General features: G+C 46.4%; 21 protein-coding genes. 18 read left to right on the forward strand and 3 right to left on the reverse strand.

Going from position 1 to position 17,303, the window contains the following annotated elements:
- From GNP95_RS22505 to GNP95_RS22575, 15 genes are all read left to right on the forward strand, one after another.
- A complete protein-coding gene (locus GNP95_RS22505; RefSeq protein WP_155613079.1) occupies window positions 1-750 on the forward strand; it encodes an ABC transporter ATP-binding protein in 750 nt (249 codons plus the stop codon).
- Between the two features lie 2 nt (window positions 751-752).
- Window positions 753-905, forward strand: coding sequence for a hypothetical protein (locus tag GNP95_RS22510; protein WP_155613080.1), 153 nt, complete (start codon window positions 753-755; stop codon window positions 903-905).
- Between the two features lie 49 nt (window positions 906-954).
- Complete coding sequence (locus tag GNP95_RS22515; RefSeq protein WP_230873959.1) at window positions 955-1,161, forward strand: circular bacteriocin, circularin A/uberolysin family; 207 nt, start codon at window positions 955-957, stop codon at window positions 1,159-1,161.
- 74 nt (window positions 1,162-1,235) lie between these two features.
- The gene (locus tag GNP95_RS22520) at window positions 1,236-1,751 is read left to right on the forward strand and encodes a stage II sporulation protein M (RefSeq protein ID WP_155613081.1); all 516 of its coding nucleotides are present in this window, start codon (window positions 1,236-1,238) and stop codon (window positions 1,749-1,751) included.
- A gap of 19 nt (window positions 1,752-1,770) precedes the next feature.
- Window positions 1,771-2,481, forward strand: coding sequence for a YIP1 family protein (locus GNP95_RS22525; protein ID WP_155613082.1), 711 nt, complete (start codon window positions 1,771-1,773; stop codon window positions 2,479-2,481).
- 58 nt (window positions 2,482-2,539) lie between these two features.
- Entirely contained in the window at window positions 2,540-3,616 is a 1,077-nt protein-coding gene (locus GNP95_RS22530; RefSeq protein ID WP_230873960.1) for an efflux RND transporter periplasmic adaptor subunit, read from the forward strand.
- Window positions 3,609-4,286, forward strand: a complete 678-nt coding sequence (locus GNP95_RS22535) for an ABC transporter ATP-binding protein (RefSeq protein ID WP_155613084.1) — start codon at window positions 3,609-3,611, stop codon at window positions 4,284-4,286. The genes GNP95_RS22530 and GNP95_RS22535 overlap by 8 nt, the downstream gene beginning before the upstream one ends.
- On the forward strand, window positions 4,286-5,488 hold the full coding sequence (locus tag GNP95_RS22540; RefSeq protein WP_155613085.1) for an ABC transporter permease: 1,203 nt from the start codon (window positions 4,286-4,288) through the stop codon (window positions 5,486-5,488). The genes GNP95_RS22535 and GNP95_RS22540 overlap by 1 nt, the downstream gene beginning before the upstream one ends.
- A 195-nt stretch (window positions 5,489-5,683) precedes the next feature.
- The gene (locus tag GNP95_RS22545; RefSeq protein ID WP_155613086.1) at window positions 5,684-6,643 is read left to right on the forward strand and encodes a sigma-70 family RNA polymerase sigma factor; all 960 of its coding nucleotides are present in this window, start codon (window positions 5,684-5,686) and stop codon (window positions 6,641-6,643) included.
- Window positions 6,644-6,708: 65 nt separating this feature from the next.
- The gene (locus tag GNP95_RS22550) at window positions 6,709-7,134 is read left to right on the forward strand and encodes an SRPBCC family protein (RefSeq protein WP_155613087.1); all 426 of its coding nucleotides are present in this window, start codon (window positions 6,709-6,711) and stop codon (window positions 7,132-7,134) included.
- 242 nt (window positions 7,135-7,376) lie between these two features.
- On the forward strand, window positions 7,377-7,988 hold the full coding sequence (locus tag GNP95_RS22555) for a TetR/AcrR family transcriptional regulator (RefSeq protein ID WP_155613088.1): 612 nt from the start codon (window positions 7,377-7,379) through the stop codon (window positions 7,986-7,988).
- A 7-nt stretch (window positions 7,989-7,995) separates the two neighbouring features.
- On the forward strand, window positions 7,996-8,586 hold the full coding sequence (locus GNP95_RS22560) for a GNAT family N-acetyltransferase (RefSeq protein ID WP_155613089.1): 591 nt from the start codon (window positions 7,996-7,998) through the stop codon (window positions 8,584-8,586).
- A 15-nt stretch (window positions 8,587-8,601) separates the two neighbouring features.
- Window positions 8,602-9,417, forward strand: a complete 816-nt coding sequence (locus GNP95_RS22565) for a DUF6138 family protein (RefSeq protein ID WP_330163590.1) — start codon at window positions 8,602-8,604, stop codon at window positions 9,415-9,417.
- A 41-nt stretch (window positions 9,418-9,458) separates the two neighbouring features.
- Window positions 9,459-10,850 (forward strand): MATE family efflux transporter, encoded by a 1,392-nt coding sequence (locus GNP95_RS22570; protein WP_330163578.1) that lies wholly within the window; start codon window positions 9,459-9,461, stop codon window positions 10,848-10,850.
- 219 nt (window positions 10,851-11,069) lie between these two features.
- On the forward strand, window positions 11,070-11,603 hold the full coding sequence (locus tag GNP95_RS22575; protein ID WP_155613091.1) for a hypothetical protein: 534 nt from the start codon (window positions 11,070-11,072) through the stop codon (window positions 11,601-11,603).
- 182 nt (window positions 11,604-11,785) lie between these two features.
- Here GNP95_RS22575 and GNP95_RS22580 read toward each other — a convergent pair whose 3' ends face one another.
- Together GNP95_RS22580 and GNP95_RS22585 are read right to left on the reverse strand one after the other, a co-directional pair.
- Window positions 11,786-12,751 carry an NAD(P)-dependent alcohol dehydrogenase gene (locus tag GNP95_RS22580; RefSeq protein ID WP_155613092.1) on the reverse strand — a complete coding sequence of 322 codons (966 nt, stop codon included), beginning with the start codon at window positions 12,749-12,751 and terminating at the stop codon, window positions 11,786-11,788.
- A 216-nt stretch (window positions 12,752-12,967) separates the two neighbouring features.
- Window positions 12,968-13,405, reverse strand: coding sequence for a MarR family winged helix-turn-helix transcriptional regulator (locus GNP95_RS22585; protein WP_230873971.1), 438 nt, complete (start codon window positions 13,403-13,405; stop codon window positions 12,968-12,970).
- 131 nt (window positions 13,406-13,536) lie between these two features.
- Here GNP95_RS22585 and GNP95_RS22590 point away from each other — a divergent pair, with 131 nt between their 5' ends.
- Complete coding sequence (locus GNP95_RS22590) at window positions 13,537-14,079, forward strand: CarD family transcriptional regulator (RefSeq protein ID WP_330163591.1); 543 nt, start codon at window positions 13,537-13,539, stop codon at window positions 14,077-14,079.
- Window positions 14,080-14,360: 281 nt separating this feature from the next.
- Here the strand turns inward: GNP95_RS22590 and GNP95_RS22595 are convergent, their stop codons facing one another.
- Entirely contained in the window at window positions 14,361-15,239 is an 879-nt protein-coding gene (locus GNP95_RS22595; RefSeq protein ID WP_155613094.1) for an AraC family transcriptional regulator, read from the reverse strand.
- A gap of 265 nt (window positions 15,240-15,504) precedes the next feature.
- Between GNP95_RS22595 and GNP95_RS22600 the strand changes: the two genes are divergently transcribed.
- Complete coding sequence (locus GNP95_RS22600; RefSeq protein ID WP_330163579.1) at window positions 15,505-16,494, forward strand: ABC transporter ATP-binding protein; 990 nt, start codon at window positions 15,505-15,507, stop codon at window positions 16,492-16,494.
- Window positions 16,466-17,239: an ABC transporter permease gene (locus tag GNP95_RS22605; protein WP_155613095.1), complete on the forward strand. Its 774-nt coding sequence runs from the start codon at window positions 16,466-16,468 to the stop codon at window positions 17,237-17,239. Before GNP95_RS22600 ends, GNP95_RS22605 begins: the two co-directional genes overlap by 29 nt.
- Window positions 17,240-17,303 lie beyond the last annotated feature (64 nt).

Consider the following 17,303-nt stretch of genomic DNA (forward strand, 5'->3'; position numbering starts at 1 on the left):
GTGATTTTCATAGCAACAATTTTATCCTTATCCAAGATTTCCAAACGGGCGGAGGAGAAGATCATACTTTCGGATGTTAGCTTCGATATCCTCCCCGGGTCGATTATTGGTTTCTTAGGTCCGAATGGAGCAGGGAAGACTACTACGTTGAAGATTGCTGCGGGTCTTGTAAAGCCAACCTCCGGGGAGGTTCTCGTTAGGGGCGTTTCCTTAACCGAACAAAGAAAAGTCGCGAAGCAAATGATGACGTTCATTCCCGATAACCCGTTATTATACGATGAATTAACCGGCAAAGAGTACATTCGCTTCTTTATGGACTTGTTCGCGGTGGATGTTCCTGCCAAGAAGGTGGAGGACGAGATCGAACGTTTCCGATTTCAAACGGAGTACAATAAGCAGATACTCCACTACTCGTTAGGAAACCGCAAGAAACTCGCATTGCTATGCGCAATGCTGCGGCGCTCCCCACTCCTGCTGCTGGACGAGTATATCTCGGGCTTAGATCCTGTGAACTCTATCCTTATTCGGGAGATATTACGCGAATACGTAAAGGGCGGGAACTCGATTCTTCTCTCTACGCATCAGTTGGATATTGTAAAGTCGTTCTGCGATGGGGCGATTTTTATAAACGAAGGAAGTATTGTGGACCGGCGAACGCTGCCCGAGATTTTGCAAGACAACGATTCGATCGAATCGTACTTCTTGTCCCAGCTACAATCGAGCGAGACTGCGCAAAAAGGAATTAGGTGAATATGAAACCATCAAAAAATCTTATGCGCATCATGGTTATTTTGTTCGGAGCCCCTCCGCTTCTGTATCATTTGTACTTTGGGAACTGGCTTCTAACGGCTGTTGTTACGGTAAGTCTTGGCATGATGCTTGTCTTAATCGGTTTCAAAAAGTGAAGCGAGCCCTTGTACGAAACTAGGGCTGCTGGAAAGGAGGTGATAAATTATGCTGGAGCTTATCATTGCTGATTTGACTGCATACACAGGCATTTCCACAGCCTGGGCTACGGTCATCGTCAACGCGATTAATGTTGGTTCTACGGTCATTGCCCTTGCATCCATTTTTGCAAGCGCAGGTCTTAGTGCAGGTCTCATTCTAGTTGTAAAAGAGTTCGTCAAGAAGAACGGTACCAAGGCAGCTATCGCCTGGTAAATACGTTAGCTTTCATCTATGGGATAAGGGGTGCCACCCTTATCCCATTCACCTAAATTAAGGGATGGAAATATATGCGAAATTACCTTCACCGCAATCGGTGGTTTCTTTTGGCTTCGGCAGGCTGGCTTCTATTTTCGTATTTCGCCGGATGGGCTTTCGTAAGTGGAATGTCTAACGAGATTGGGCCTTCCTCTGTGGTCTCCCGGCAAATCGATCATCTGGACAATAGCGTGCTCCCTATATTGTACCAAAACTTGTTTACAAGCGCTTTGTTGATTTCTGGCTTGTTTTCCTTGTCACTCCCGACGATCATCATCCTATTTCTTAACGGGTTCTGGTTTGGGGCAAGCTTGACCAGCCGTTATATGGACGGAGTTTCCGCGTTCGAGCTAGCTCTGAAGATCGTCCCGCACGGCATATTTGAAATCCCGGCATTAATTATTGCCGGATTCGTAGGATTTCAAGGGATTACCTTCTATATTCATAAGCACCGTCCATGGGTGTATTACCTTAAGAGCATCCTTGTGATGTGCTCACTGTTAATCTGTGCGGCGCTTGTGGAAGGATTGATCACATCAAAGTTATAAAAATGGAGGTGAAGTTCCAATGGAGAACGGTCAATTAGTTGTTGTGAATACGAATCAGAAGCAGACGAAGCTCTCTCATCTCCTTACGATTCTTTATGCACCTACGAATACTTTTCGTGCGCTTGGTCAGTCTCCGAAGCTTAGATGGCTAATTTTTATTCTGTTGACAGCCCATATCGGGATCACGTTTTTCGTTTCCGAAGGCTTACTAGAGACTAGCGAAATGCAAGGGCTTCTGAATCAAAATGATGTGCAAATGCCAGCGGCCGTGTTAAATTTGATTAAGTTTTTGATTGTTTTGTTCTCATCGCTATGGTATTTTTTTATGCTGTTTATCGTGTACTTATTACAACTTGCGGTGGTCAAATTTATGAAGCTGCCACTCGGAGGAAAGGCGCTTGGCGCAATCATCCTGTTATCCCAAGTTCCTCAAATCATCGGAAAAATCCTGCAATTTCCCTTCTTTAACCCAGACCAGCTCCAGAACGAGGAAGCGCAAATTGCTATCGGCAGCCTTGGCCTCCTTGTATCGCAATTCACGACAGACGGCACGCTTATTCGATTGGCTGCGAATGTGAATATTTTCGAAATATGGAGCTATGCATTAATCGGATTAGGCATCTCTGTAGCCACAGCATGTTCCATCAAGAAGGGATTCCTAGCCTCCTTTGTCATCTGGGCTCTTGTATTCGTTCTGAACACGGCAGTCATTTTCCTGCTGCCTCGATAATCCGTGGTGAATCGAAATGAAAATAAAATGGATACTCGCATCGGCAATCATACTTTTTTTGCTAATCAATACTTACTTAATCATAACCCGGGAAGCTCCGCGTAATACGATTATTTCCAATAATAACATTTTTACTGTTTCCAGCCAATCCCTTTCAGAGACGACATTGATTTCAGGCGTTTTTGAATATGAGGAGGAGGAGCTAATTTACGTTGACAAGACGTTGGGGGAAATCCAGAACATCCTTGTCTCGGAAGGACAATCCGTTAAGATCGGTACCCCCCTATTCGAATATAACAGCGAATCAATTGCGAAACAAAAGAGACAGATTGAGCTAGAGAGGAGACGACTACATCTGCAAACCGAGATGAACCGTCGTCAGATTTCTGAAATGGAAGCACAGTTCAAGGAGGAGGTTATAGCGAAAGGACCTGACGAGGCAAAAAGCTATAACATTGGCCAGCTTCAGGATCTGCAATTGCAGGTGGAACTCTCAGAGGTTGAACTGAAAACGTTAGAGATGGATCTGGAAGAACTGGATGCGAAGGAATCGTCCCTGCTCGTAAAAAGTTCGATTGACGGCACCGTTAGGGCCGTGAACGCTCACCCACGCTCATCCGACGCTCCCCCAGTCGTACATATCACCTCAGATAGTTACGTCATACGCGGTACGATTAACGAATTCGATTCCGTTCGCGTTCGTCCCGGCCAATCCGTATGGATCAAGTCGAAGGCTCTGCCGGATCACAAATGGAATGGAAAGCTGCAGCATATCGGAAGCATCCCAAACAAGCCGGAGAGCGGCGAATCAGGAACAATCTCAAAATACCCCTTTATCGTAACTTTGGAGGAGCCGAACTCCTCTTTATTACCCGGGTACCATGTGTATATTGGGATTGAGGAGACCGGGCTGCAACAGCCTCTTTCAATTCCAAGCTCCGCAATCGTCCGGAAAGAAGACAAGACTCATGTCTACGTCCTGGAAGGTGATAGCATAAGATTGCGAGAGGTGACAACAGGAAATGTTAATGGAGAGCATATCGATATCGTCGACGGCATACTTGAAGGCGATCGTATCCTTCTCGAGCCCTCCAATCATTGGGACGAAGAAGAGGAAGTTGAGATTCATGATTAATTTCCACAATGTCAGCAAAATTTATCATGTCGACGAGCGGCACTTCCATGTCCTCAAGGATGTCAGCTTTTCAATTGGCAAGGGCGAATTCGTAGCGATCATGGGAATGTCAGGTTCAGGAAAATCAACATTACTGCATTTGATGGGGTTATTGGATAAACCGACATCGGGAACTTACAAGTTAAACCAGATTGATGTTCAACAGTATACCGATAAGCAACGCGCGAAGCTCCGGAACGCACATATCGGATTTGTATTCCAGCAGTTTCACTTGCTTCCCCGGCTTACGGCATTCCAGAATATCGAGCTCCCGCTTATCTACAGAGGCGATTCTGCTTCTTCGCGGGCGCGGATAGTAACCAAAGCGCTGGAAGCCGTCGGACTGATCGAACGGAAGGACCATTATCCTAACCAATTATCCGGCGGCCAGAAGCAACGAATTGCCATCGCTAGGGCAATGGTTACGGAACCGTACCTGGTGTTAGCGGACGAACCGACGGGGGCGTTGGATACCAAGACTGGAGAACAAATTATGGATTTGTTTCGGGTCATGAACGATGTCGGGACATCGGTTATCGTCGTGACACACGAACTGGCCATCGCGGAATGCGCAGATCGCATTTTGGTCATTAGAGACGGAGCATTGGTTGAAGATCGGGGGTTACGCTAATGGTCTGGGAATGTATCAAAATGGCTTATTCCTCCCTGCTGGCTCACAAGCTTCGCTCTTTACTCACCATGCTTGGCATTATGATTGGTGTCGGTTCAGTTATTACGATCGTATCCCTTGGTCAAAGTGGAGATGCCGCATTAAAGAAGCAGTTTGCAGGCAGCAAGAATAACACATTGGAAATTATGCATATGAACACGGATGCTGTCGTCGGCGCTGCCGCCTCCGCTACAATATCCCCGTTCACCGAAGCAGATGTCTTCGAGCTTGAGCGAATCGAATCCATCGTCAAGGTCACTCCGACTAGCTCCGCGATGTCCTCAGTCACGGCAGGGGATACCATCAAGCAGATGCAGATCATCGGCGTCTCGGAACAATTCGAGGAGCTTCAATCCATCGAGATCGTCGCCGGGAGAACTATGACCGACAATGAATTGCGGGGCGGCCTGAAAGCGGCATTAATCAGCGAGGAAGCAGCGCGCTCTTTCGGGCAGGAGAAAAATCCCGTCGGCGAAATCATTGAAATAGAAGGAATTCCATTCTTTATTATCGGTATGTTCGCGTCTAAACAAAACGGGCTGGCGGAGTTAAGTAAAGAGAGCCTCCTCGTGCCGCAAACCGTATGGCCTTCATTGTTCGGTAACGGAGACTATCAATCTTTGATTATCCAAGTCTCGGACCTGTCTCTGTTGGAAGAGACCGGCCAGAAAGCCTTGGATTATTTTACGCAGAAGGCGGCCAGTACAGGGCTGCCTGGCGAGTATTACGTATTAAATATGGAGCAGATCAAAGAGGCGCTTTCTTCCATTACAACGATCATGACGGCCATCATCGGCGGAATTGCCGCTATTTCTCTATTTATCGGAGGGATCGGGGTGATGAATATTATGCTAGTCTCCGTTACAGAACGGACAAGGGAGATCGGCATCCGCAAAGCGCTAGGGGCGACCCGAGGCATGGTGTTGGCGCAATTTCTCACTGAATCTGCTGCGCTTACGACCATTGGCGGAATGATTGGCGTGGGGCTTGGATTAGGCGGAGCATATACCGTCGCGATGATCAGTAATATGCCCCCGGTTGTCTCGTGGCAGGTGATCCTCCTCGGCGTTCTCTTCTCCATGAGCATCGGCATATTCTTTGGCCTGCTTCCCGCCTACCAAGCGGCGAAGTGGGAACCGGTGGATTCCTTGCGTTACGAGTAATTACTTCCGGTAATCAGCTATTCTTGATTCAAGCAGCCATTCGAACAAACTGTTGCGCGGCGGATACTTAAGGTATCCGCTTTTTTGTGTAGCGGCGTGATGAATCCATCCCCAAACGAAGGATGATCACCGAACGTTCCTGTGTTAAACTATGACAAAATGCACACTATTTCCCCCGTCCAAAGGAGGTTTAATATGACCGAGACGGCGTTGGACCTGCAATTACTAGAGAGCTTGAAGCCGGGGCTAACATCGTATTGCTACCGAATGTTGGGTTCTATCGAGGACGCAAACGATGCAGTCCAGGAAACCTACATCCGTGTTTGGCAAAGCTGGGATTCATTCAGGCAGGAGTCGTCCCACAAAACATGGATTTATCGAATTGCCTCCAATTTGTGCCTGGACAAACTGAGACAAGCCAAACGCCGTACCCTGCCCGTTGATCTGTCCGATCCGGCGGTCACCATCGTCGAACCGCGCGAAACGCTGCCCGACTCTTCATGGATATGGCTTGCTCCTGACTTTGGAGAGAATCCCGAAGATGTGCTTATTCGCAAAGATACCCTGCAGATCTGCTTCATCGCACTTTTACAAACCTTACCGCCGCGCCAACGTGCCGTTCTTATATTAAAGGATGTTTTCGACTGGTCCTCCAAACAGATCGCAGAAACCTTGGGGATGTCGCCGGCGGCCGTGAATAGCGCTTTGCAAAGAGCCAGGGAGACGATGAGCCGTACCCGGCTCCGTTCCGACGAGCTCAGCCGGATGGATAATGAACCTGATCGTGAGCTGCTGTCACGGTATGTGGATGCCTTCGAACAATTTGATATCGATGCGCTGGTCGCACTATTTCATGAGGAGGGCTGTTTGTCCATGCCGCCTTTTGCCATGTGGGTGCGAGGGAAGGATGATTTGTGCAAGTTTTTCTCATTGACTCGCTGGCATTGCGAGGGCTCCCGCTTTATACCGGTTACGGTGAACGGCGGATATCCTGCTTTTGCGCAGTATATACCGAGCCTTGAAGCATCATCTGTGCTCACCCCTTGGGGAATTCACGTGATTGAAGTCAGAGACCGGAAAATACTCCATGTCCAAATTTTTATTAACGCCAAATTATTTTCCCGATTTGGGCTGCCGGAGCAAATTCACCGATGAATTTTGAATCCGAATGACGTCTATATCATTGAGAAACAATAAGCAAAAGTGAGGTGTCTTTTAAAATGGGAACAAATAATCCGACAAAGATAACTGTTCAGACAGTTGTTCAAGCGCCTATTGAAAAGGTATGGAGCTGTTGGACAGGGCCGGAGCATATTACGAAGTGGAATCAAGCTTCCGAGGATTGGCATGCGCCGAGGGCAGAGAATGATCTGCGGGCTGGCGGCAAGTTTATGACCCGAATGGAAGCGAAGGATGGCAGCATGGGGTTTGATTTTGCTGGAGTATATGACGAAGTGAAGCTGCATGAATTGATCTCATATACGATGGCAGATGGGAGAAGGGTCGAGATCATCTTCACGGATCAAGGAGACGAAACGAAGGTCGTTGAAACGTTTGACGCAGATAGTACGGCTCCAGCTGAGCATCAGCAGGCTGGCTGGCAAGCGATTATGGACAATTTCAAAAAGTACACGGAACAATTCTAGCATAACTCTTGGTGCCCAATTTGGCGCTTATGTTGTGGTCAAACTCCTGAAGTAGTGCGCTGCCTGAAGGGGACTTTTGCTTGCGCAGCAAAAGTCCTCTTCGCCGTTATGTCGGAAGGCGTCAGTTCATACAAAAACCCCCTCGGATGGGGTGACAGGCCAATTTTACAAATGGGAATTGACGGCTTCAATTCCAGTGTTTATAATGAGTGAAAATTCATTCATTAAAAGAGGTTAGTCATATGCCGCGTACCAAGGGACAGTTTGAAGAAATGCGTAATGCCACTAGAGAAAAAATCCAATCAGCCGCGATTCAGCTATTTGCTACTCGAGGTTTCGGGTCGACCAACGTTCAAGATATCGCGGATACAGCAGGCATTAGTGTAGGGCTGCTATATCGCCATTTCAAAACGAAGGATCAGTTATTTAACGAGCTGGTTGCTTTCGCGATTGAAGGATTGAAGCGAAATATTGCGCTCTTCGAGTCCGATCAATCTCCTACAAAGTTATTGACACAATTTGTCGATGAAGTCTACACCGACATGATCAACGGGGAAGAACTGGCTCATCTGCTGATCCTTATCAATCAATCGCTATTAGCCGGGACTGCCACAGACTCCAAACAGCATGAGGAGATCCTCCAGATAAACATCACGTTGCTGGATTCAACGGCACAGCTCATTCGAAGGGGCCAGCAGCTTGGGGAGTTCAGGTCGGGTGATGCGAAGGAGATGGCCCTCCTTTTTTACGGATCTATACAGGGGTTAGCTCAGATCAAGATATTGCTAAAAAGCAGCTTTGTTATGCCCTCGCCGTCAACTCTCACCGCATTTCTATTGAAGGAAAGGATGTGAACTTGTTATGATCAACGTGGTTCGAGCCGATCTGGCTGATTCGGACGTAAGAAGGGGGATTTCTGAAATATTTGCAGAGGGATTTGCACAATGGCTTGTTTTTTTCTCTAAGGATCCGGATAGAATTGCTGCAGCGTTCGCCCATATGTTCGTCTTGGATCAATTTTACGTGGCTTTATACCGGGGGCAAGTGGCCGGCATGGCTGCATGTACGGATGGGGCTTCACTTTCAGTTAAACTGGATAAGAAGGAGCTTCGTAAATATTTAGGGTATTTTAAAGGCACTTTGGCAGGTATTTTTCTGAAAAAAGAATTTGAAAGGACCGTTCATCTTTCGCCGAGCACAGGCTCCATTGAATTTGTAGGGACGGCCGTAGAATTCAGGGGGCAAGGTGTTGCCTCCCAACTGATTCGTCATATCCTCGAGCACACCCCTTATGAAACTTATTTGATTGAAGAAGTAGCGGATACTAATATTCCAGCCATGAAACTATATAGCAAATTAGGCTTTAAAGAGTACAGACGCAAGCAACTCCCCATTAAAATAGCAAGGAAAATCGGAGTCAATTACATGGTATCCTTGAAGTTATGTTTATGAATACCGATTTCGTTTATTCTCTCTCTACTCCGAAAGGACTTTCCGAAAAGCTACAAAATCAAGCTAAAATCCAGCGTGAGAGAGTATTTGCCCATCAAGGGGCTAGCCAAATCGGACACGCACCGTTTCTTTGCGAATGCGCTGGCTTATTACGAGCTGCATCCGTTATTGGAGGAGTACGCTCGTGAGGCGATGGTCGAATTTGAATGGTATGAAGATACGGAAGACGAAAAAAGCGTTATGCCAAGCAGTTATACGGTGTTCGGGCTAGGGCTTTCGTCAGAGCGATATTTTCCGCTTGTTGAAGCTTACATGGACCTTGTGGATGATGAGCATCAGCTGATGCATGACAAGTTCACAGCTGTTTTTGCCGACACCTATGGCATAACGGAACGCTCGACTCCTACCTTGACTTTCTGCCTGCTGCGCTCCCACGATTCGCTAAAGCTGAAGATTCAGCCAGAGCTGGAAACCGAAGACAAGCTGTCGCTATTCGTGCAGCATATAGAGACTCTGTCGGATGGCGAGGCTGAGCGGGTACTGTACCCGATCTGGGGCAAGGCGGAGAAGCTGGCGGCAATGGCTCGCAAGGCGCAGGAACCGCGCAAGGATCTGCTGCTTCGTCTGCTAAAGGCGACAGGTATAGCCTGTCGGCGGTTCGTTGAAAGCTGCATTATAAGTATGTTATTAAGGGATAAAGCGACAAAGCGGCAAAGCAATGACCTCTGCTTAATAGAAAGTAGGGGAAGAACATGTACATATGTCTTAAGAGCGGCTCATCCAGAAGGAAAAATTAATTATAGACTTGTTGGATTTTGGGCACTACACTAGGTAAAGCGACAGAGAAAAAATAGGGTAGGAGCTTGTTAAAAGTGACATTAACCGATCGTGTTCCATCATGGAAGAAACTTAGTCTTTTTGCTGTAACTTGGCCGATTCTCATCGATTCCGTGCTGCGGATGATGCTGGGCACAGTGGACGTGTTCATGTTAAGCCGTATCTCCGATAAGGTAACCGGGGCCGTAGGTTTAGCCAACGAAATTATTTATTTCTGCATTCTGATGTTCGGCTTTGTCGGTATCGGCACTAGCGTCGCGGTTGCCCAGTATATCGGCGCCGGGCGGGAGAGAGAGGCGGGCCGCATTTCGGCCAATGCCATTACGTTAAATCTGATATTCGGGGTGCTCGTCAGCCTGGTTCTGTTTCTGTATGGAGAGCCTATTTTGCATTTGATGAAGTTAAATCCCGAGCAAATCGGAATTGCGAGTCATTATTTAAAAATCATTGGCGGTTTTATCTGGATCGAGGCGCTTTCTTATGCGGTTTCGTCAGTGATCCGTTCGACCGGACACACCAAAAGCGTGATGTTTGTCACCCTGGGTGTCAATCTCGTACACGTTGCAGGAAACTATCTGCTTATTTTCGGGAACTTCGGCTTTCCAGAGCTAGGCGTGACGGGAGCGGCCATATCCACGGTCGTTAGCCGCTTGCTCGGCATTATCGTTCTGTTTATCATTCTATATCGCCGGAGTCCTGCACCAATTCATGCTAAAGATTACGTGGTCTGGAACGGCACCTATGTCAAACAGATTCTGCACGTCGGATTGCCCGCGGCGGGCGAGCATCTCGCCTGGCAGTCTCAGTACCTCATGATCATCAGTTTCGTCAATATGATCGGCATCACTGCGCTAAATACCCATGTTTACGTCATGAACATCTCGAACTATTTTATGGCGCTTGCTCTGGCGATCGGAGCAGGTACGGAAATTATTGTCGGACAAATGGTCGGGGCAGGGGAAATGAAAGAGGCCTACAAGCGACTCATGAGAAGCGTGAGGATCAGCTTTGGGTTAACTCTAGGGATTGTCGGTATTGCATCGCTGTTCCGGCATGACCTGATCGGCATATTCACGAAAGACCCTGAGATCATTGCCGCCGGAGCGGGTATTTTTCTCCTTTCCATTATTCTCGAACCCGGCCGGACGTTCAATATGGTCATCATCAATTCGCTGCGGGCTGCCGGGGATGCGCGCTTTCCCGTATTGATGGGCGTGCTCTCGATGTGGGGAGTCTCGGTGCCGCTTGCGTATGCCTTGGGCGTTCATTTCGGTATGGGGCTGCTTGGGATATGGATCGCTTTCACGGTAGATGAATGGCTGCGCGGCATGATCATGCTGCTTCGCTGGAGAAGCCGGGCCTGGGAGAAGAAGGCGCTCGTGAAGCCTGTTTCTGCCCCGGATAATGGCATGGGGGCGCAGGCTTGAACCGTATTTTATCAGAGTACTTTCGCAAGAAGCCGCTTCTCAATAGAAGTGGCTTTTTGAATTTTGATGTGCCTGTTCTAGTTGTGTACTCACCAAACCAGCCACGGGGATCGTCGCAGGTGCGGCGAAGAGGGCTTGTGCTCATCCTGCATTCGCACAAGCGGGCAGCCCGCGCCTGGCGTACAATGAACCATAACCAGTGAGCGAGGTGAAACTTCCATGGCACAATCCAAAGAGGTGCTCGGGCGGGCCAAATATTTACAGGGTCAGCCGGTATGCATCACTCTGCATAGTGGTAAGACCTACGTTGGCTACATTACTGACGTCGATAGCAGCGGCTTGACGCTGGCCAGCGCCGGAGCTCAGCCGAGCACCTCATCCAGGAAGCAAGGCTCCCGGCCTAAGCAGCGCAGAGCTGGCTCCCATGCCTCGATCAATCGTTCCCGCAGCCGGCGAAGCGGTGCGCGCAAGCCCTCCGCGCGTTCCCGCTCACGCAAGCCGGACGCCCGGATATCGGCTTTTCTGCCGATTTTAGGCTCGCTGTTCGGGGGATTAGGCGGCACCGGCGCTGCTGCGGGAGCGCTCGGCGGTGCGCTGGGCAGCGGCATGAAGCTGTTCGGCATGATCCAGCGATTTATCCCGGTCGTGAAGTTAGGATACGGCATGATCAAATCCATACGCCCATTTCTGGGCGCTGTTCAAGGCTTGATGAAGCCGTCCGAAGCTGCCGCGACAGAAGGCGAATCACTGTAACCGTAAGAAGAACAGCCCTTTTGGACGGCTCCAGGGGGCTCTTTGTAATCGGCGGGGGTGCGGTTGAACAAATCCATTAAAATAATGAGAGCCAGGAGAGCCATGGGGACAGGTTCCTTGGCTTTCTTGCTTCAGGGGCTTAGGCAGGTAAGGGGGGCTGCCCCTCAGTCTTTCAACGTAGGTCAAACCGAAATAACAACTTTCCCTTTCGCATGGCCTTCTTCCAAATATCGAAAAGCTTGTTGAATATCGTGAAGCGGATAGCTCGCATCAATTACAGGTTTGACTTTGCCTTCTTCAATCCACTTCTTTAGTTCCTCTAAATCGGTTTGATTAGCCCTCTGCAACAGAGTTGTCATTTTCTTATTCCCTGTCATGGAGAGCCATGGTGCAAAAAACATCGCTTCGTTTAACTGCTTATCAGATCCTCCAACCATCACGTATCTTCCGTTCGGACGTAACGCACGTTTATAGACAGATAGTGGATAATAGCCGTTCACCGCAATAATTAAGTCATACTGTTCTTCGTGATCGGTAATATCCTCCTGAGTGTAATCAATGACCTCATCTGCCCCTAGTGAATGCGCCAATTCTACGTTTCTTGTACTGCATATCGCAGTAACAAAGGCACCATAGGCTTTGGCAATTTGTACGGCGAACGTTCCAACACCGCCTGACGCTCCGCTAATAAGGACTTTGTCTCCTCGCTTGATGTTTCCTTTCTTTAGCCCCTGTAATCCCGTTAACCCTGCCATCGGAACGGCAGCAGCTTCCTCAAAAGAAAGATTTCTGGGTTTTAAAACGATCCCAGTTTCAGGAACAGTTACATATTCAGCAAAAGCTCCCCAGCCAAAGGCCGACATATCACCATACACTTCATCCCCAGCTTTGAAATGCTGGACATCCTTTCCGACTGCCTCAACTACTCCAGCCATATCCCCACCTTGCACTGCGAATTTGGGCTTTGTTAAACCAAATGCTAAACGTGCTAGAAATGGTTTGCCTCGCAGTAAGACTATGTTTCCTTTGTTTAACGATGTAGCGCGTACTTTGATAAGCACTTGATTCGCTAAGGCGGTTGGTTTCTCAACATTCTTTAACTGAAGCACTTCTGGTGGACCATATTGAGCCTGAACAATTGCTTTCATCCATATTCCCCCAATACGAAAGGCTACCAAGATGGTGAATAATCTTCTTTTTCAAGGGATAAAATCGTATGATGTGTCACACCCACCTCGTCTGCTAATGTTGCTGGGTAATTTTCATTATAATTAAACCCTCACAAGCAAGAATATATTGATGTGATCTTCCTGAAGATATCCGAGGTTGATGGCTAGAGCCGGCATATTTAAGCGATTGTTTCACTATAGTCCCCAATCGGACTGTAAAATCTTCTTAAGCTGAGTTGCTTGTTCAACCCCGATCGTTTTGATGATTTTTGCCTCAAGTGTTGCTTTGATGACCTCTCTTTTTTCAAAACATTCTTCGCCCAATTTTGTTAATCGTATGCATTTATCTTTATTGTTATGTTGTGCCTTGCTAATTTCAACTAATCCCTTGGATTCCAGATTTTTAATGAATTTATGAGTGGCCTGCCGGGAAATGCCTGCCTGTTTCGTTACATAGGATATCGTTGGCTGCTTCTTGTAGATTCTTGCCATAATAAACCATTCCGAATTAGATATATATAACTCATGACTATCATTCCACAACTGGCTATTTAAGTTGCGGAGTAGGACATGGCGCTCGCTAATCAAGTCTATCAAGTCAAAGTTCTGTGATTCTGAACCCAATCTATTCATTCCTTTCAATATAATTCTCATCCAATATACAAAAGCGTTTGTTCATCGTCAACTAAGATGACAATATGGTATAATAGAATTATATTGTCATCTTAGTTGACGATCGCGAGGGGGCGACTGCATTGTTTGAAGTGGGTGAATTGATTATATATTCAGGACATGGCATATGCCGAATCGATAGTATAAGTGAAAAAGAAATTTCAGGCGTATCAAGGTATTATTATGATTTACATCCGCTGCATGCTGCTAGTTTAAAAATCAGTATTCCAGTAGATAACAAGTCCATACTTATGTTAGATCTTATTAAAAGGGATGAAGCAGAGAAAATTATTCAATCCTTTAAATTGCCAGGTATTCATTGGATAGAAAAAAATACGGAACGGAATCATACCTATTCCAAAATCGTTAATACAGGTAATAGGGAGGAAATTGCAAAAATTATTAATACTCTAATGCGACAAAAGCTAAAGGTTGAACTAAACAATAAAAAGTTTAGCCAACAAGATCAGAATTTGCTAATCTCCACTCAGCAGATTTTGTTTCATGAGATTGCAATTTCATTGGAAACTAGCTACGAGGCCATATTGGACGAGGTTAATCATATCATTCAAGCTGACTTCGACGGCGAGAATAAACCTGAACCTAGTTATCCGGGTTCATTAGATAGTCAATGATTTAGCTGATCGAGTGTTAAACAAAAATACCATCTCTTAAGCACGAACGACCTTAACCCAGATCGTTCGTGCTTATTCTTTGTTCTTAAAAACTAGCTCCAATGGCTGGAAAGCATACTCTCCGTTGCGAATGATCTAACCCTTTGTAAGCTCCTGTACATAATCCAGAATCAACACGCGCCCTAAATCTTCCTCTCGTTCCCATCTTTAGTATGTGTGATTTTATACTATAAAGAAGAGAGCAACACGTAGTGACAGGCACTTGTGTTGCTCTCTGTTTTCTAAGCATTAAGCTTCTTAACGACAGGGATCCAAATTTCCATCTCATACATGTTGTTGCCTCGATCGTAAGTCATTTCAAATTCGTGTCCGTTTGCGAATTCGTAATTAGAGCTTGGGAACCATTCCCCCCAAATTCTTCTCCACAAATCATGAATCCCGCTCTGTCCGTCAGGGTAGAGGCCAGTTGAGAAGATCGCATAAGTTTGTAGGGGGATTTGAAGTTGTTCAAACCCCTCGGGCAGGCCACTTTGGGGTAGGAAGTAACCGATCATGTAGGAGAATTTCTCACCCTGGCTATTATATAATACCCCGTGGAGCTGGCATTCTCCCAAGCCTGCGGCGGCACGGATACGATCTATAGTTCCGTCGGATACACACTTGGTCCAAAATTTAGGGATTTCACTAAACGGTTGCTCTAAGAAATCTTTATTGGCATTGATTACAGTAGAAATGCCGAACATGTCAAAAGCTTGTTTATCCTCGATTTTATAGTTCATCTCCACATCTCCTCGAATCGAAATATGAAAGGATAACCGGGGATAGGCCTTGAGTTCAATGCCTTTGTCACGCGCAGAACTAGGCATCACTCCGTGTAATTTTTTGAACGCTCTGGAAAATGCCTCGGGCGATTCGTAACCATATTTCAAAGCGATGTCGATTACTTTTGCATTGCTTTGTTGCAGCTCGAATGCGGCAAGGGTCAGCCTCCTGCGGCGAATATACTCCGAAAGTGGCAAGCCAGTTATAAACGAAAACATGCGTTGAAAATGATAAGTGGAGCAACAGGCGATTCTAGCTACTTGTTCGTATTCAATTTCTTCAGATAAATGTGTTTCGACATATTCCATTGCGCTATTCATGCGGCTCAGCCAATCCATCCAGATCCTCCTTTCAAAGCTTACTATAAGGGATGTTAGAGGATAGCACCTTGCAATCCGTGCACAGAAATATCATGTTCAATAGTGATGATACAAAATCCTCTTTTGCAGGCCTGAATTAATATCTCTTTTACAACACCAATCTCCTTCCTCAGACGGAGGTCATTTCCATCTGGAGCCAGTTCAAGAAACGAATATACAAAAATACAATGAAGGTAACAATGGCATCACCTTTTTAATTTCGTTCGGAGAGGATGGTTGTGAGGTGGACAAAATTATTGAAGTACGAGGCATCAGCAAAGCGTACGGAAGAAGAAAAATGAAAGAGAAAATCCATGCGGTCCGCGATGTTTCTTTCACTGTGAACCGTGGTGAGGTTGTCGGCTTATTAGGACCCAATGGGGCTGGGAAGACATCAACGATCAAGATGCTCTGTGGTTTGTTGGAATCGGATGCGGGTTCTATCTCCATTAATGGTCTAGATATCAGCAAGAAGAGGCTTAGAGCTCTAGAGCATATTAGTGCTGTATTAGAGGGGAACCGTAATTTATATTGGCGCCTTACCGTTCGGGAGAACCTGGAGTATTTTGCGGGTAACCGCGGTTATTCTCGGAAGCAGGTTGCCGATCAAGCGGATAAATTATTAGAGCAATTCAACCTGAAGGACAAGGAGAATGAGCTGGTCAATGGATTATCTCGAGGGATGCAACAAAAATTGGCCATCGCAGTAGCCCTATTAGCGAATACGGATGTCATCTTGCTGGATGAGCCAACTCTCGGCCTAGATGTTGAGGTTAGTTATGAATTGCGTGAAATTCTAAAGACAATCGTTAAGGAAGAACAACGTACGATTATCATTAGCTCCCATGATATGCCCGTCGTTCAGGAGCTATGTGATCGGGCCATTATTATCAATAAAGGTGGAGTGGTCATCGATGACAGGGTGGAGAATTTGCTTAAGCTATTTGAAACCAGAGCGTATTCGATTAAGCTGGGTCAGCAGTTAAGCTTGGAACAGGAGAGTAAGCTGTGCAGCCGATTCCCTTTAAGTATATATAAAGCAAGTCTCCATGAGAGCATCGTGGAAGTTAATTTAGAGCACAGTCAGGACATCTACGAGTTGTTTGATCTTCTAAAAGAGGAAGGTACCATTGTGGAAAGTATTGACCGTATAACTATCGACTTCGAGCAAGTGTTTATTCAGATTGTAAAGGGAGGGAAGAACCATGAAATGGCTACACTTATTGAGTGCTAATTTTCGTAAGGAATATATCGAACTGAAACGCTATTTGCCGAATACCCTTGCGTTGGTTTTCACTTTTTATATTATTTTTTTGGCTGCATTCTTTGGAATTATGTTCATCGGTGATCCAGCAAGCTTTGATGCGAATGTGCAATATTCGATTGTAAGTGTAGCCTTCTGGAGCTTAACGATGATGACGATGAATTTCATTGGTTATTCGGTGGTCACAGAGGCCACGCGCGGAACGTTAGAACAGATATATATGTCTCCAATGGGGGTATGGAAAATCATGCTTACACGCATCATCGGGCAATTTGGCCTACAGTCGGTTATTATGGTCATCTTGCTGTTTGCTGCGATGCTTACCTCTGGACAGTGGTTAAATCTTAATCCCATGACGACAATTCCAATTATTGCAATTACAATGATAAGTATGGTGGGTGTCAGCTTCATGATTGCTGGCCTGGCTGTTATCGTGAAACAAATTGAGGCATTTCTGCAAATTTTCCAATTTGTATTGATGGGGCTTGTCTTTGTTCCGTTAACAGTAGCTCCGTTTCTAGCGTTTGCCCCGTTCGTCAAAGGAGTGAATATGGTAAGAACGGTGATGATGGAGGATCTGACGTTGACACAGCTGCCATTGGCAGACTATGCGGTCTTAATCTTGAACTCGCTGGTCTATCTAATTGTGGGGCTCGTTGTATTTCATCGCTGCGAAAAAACAGCCATGAAGAAAGGTCTGCTGGGACAATACTAACACTCGTCTTAGTTTTTGTATTAGGGTAGATTGGAGAGATAGGAATGGCAAATACGGATAAGTA

This window comes from Paenibacillus woosongensis, assembly GCF_009725165.1.
Lineage (GTDB): Bacteria > Bacillota > Bacilli > Paenibacillales > Paenibacillaceae > Fontibacillus > Fontibacillus woosongensis.

Bases quoted from the DNA above. Each gene is read 5' to 3' on its own strand.
- GNP95_RS22510 (WP_155613080.1), top strand. From the start codon at position 753: ATGAAACCATCAAAAAATCTTATGCGCATCATGGTTATTTTGTTCGGA.
- GNP95_RS22515 (WP_230873959.1), top strand. From the start codon at position 955: ATGCTGGAGCTTATCATTGCTGATTTGACTGCATACACAGGCATTTCC.
- GNP95_RS22520 (WP_155613081.1), top strand. From the start codon at position 1,236: ATGCGAAATTACCTTCACCGCAATCGGTGGTTTCTTTTGGCTTCGGCA.
- GNP95_RS22525 (WP_155613082.1), top strand. From the start codon at position 1,771: ATGGAGAACGGTCAATTAGTTGTTGTGAATACGAATCAGAAGCAGACG.
- GNP95_RS22535 (WP_155613084.1), top strand. From the start codon at position 3,609: ATGATTAATTTCCACAATGTCAGCAAAATTTATCATGTCGACGAGCGG.
- GNP95_RS22540 (WP_155613085.1), top strand. From the start codon at position 4,286: ATGGTCTGGGAATGTATCAAAATGGCTTATTCCTCCCTGCTGGCTCAC.
- GNP95_RS22545 (WP_155613086.1), top strand. From the start codon at position 5,684: ATGACCGAGACGGCGTTGGACCTGCAATTACTAGAGAGCTTGAAGCCG.
- GNP95_RS22550 (WP_155613087.1), top strand. From the start codon at position 6,709: ATGGGAACAAATAATCCGACAAAGATAACTGTTCAGACAGTTGTTCAA.
- GNP95_RS22555 (WP_155613088.1), top strand. From the start codon at position 7,377: ATGCCGCGTACCAAGGGACAGTTTGAAGAAATGCGTAATGCCACTAGA.
- GNP95_RS22560 (WP_155613089.1), top strand. From the start codon at position 7,996: ATGATCAACGTGGTTCGAGCCGATCTGGCTGATTCGGACGTAAGAAGG.
- GNP95_RS22575 (WP_155613091.1), top strand. From the start codon at position 11,070: ATGGCACAATCCAAAGAGGTGCTCGGGCGGGCCAAATATTTACAGGGT.
- GNP95_RS22580 (WP_155613092.1), bottom strand. From the start codon at position 12,751: ATGAAAGCAATTGTTCAGGCTCAATATGGTCCACCAGAAGTGCTTCAG.
- GNP95_RS22585 (WP_230873971.1), bottom strand. From the start codon at position 13,405: ATGAATAGATTGGGTTCAGAATCACAGAACTTTGACTTGATAGACTTG.
- GNP95_RS22595 (WP_155613094.1), bottom strand. From the start codon at position 15,239: ATGGATTGGCTGAGCCGCATGAATAGCGCAATGGAATATGTCGAAACA.
- GNP95_RS22605 (WP_155613095.1), top strand. From the start codon at position 16,466: ATGAAATGGCTACACTTATTGAGTGCTAATTTTCGTAAGGAATATATC.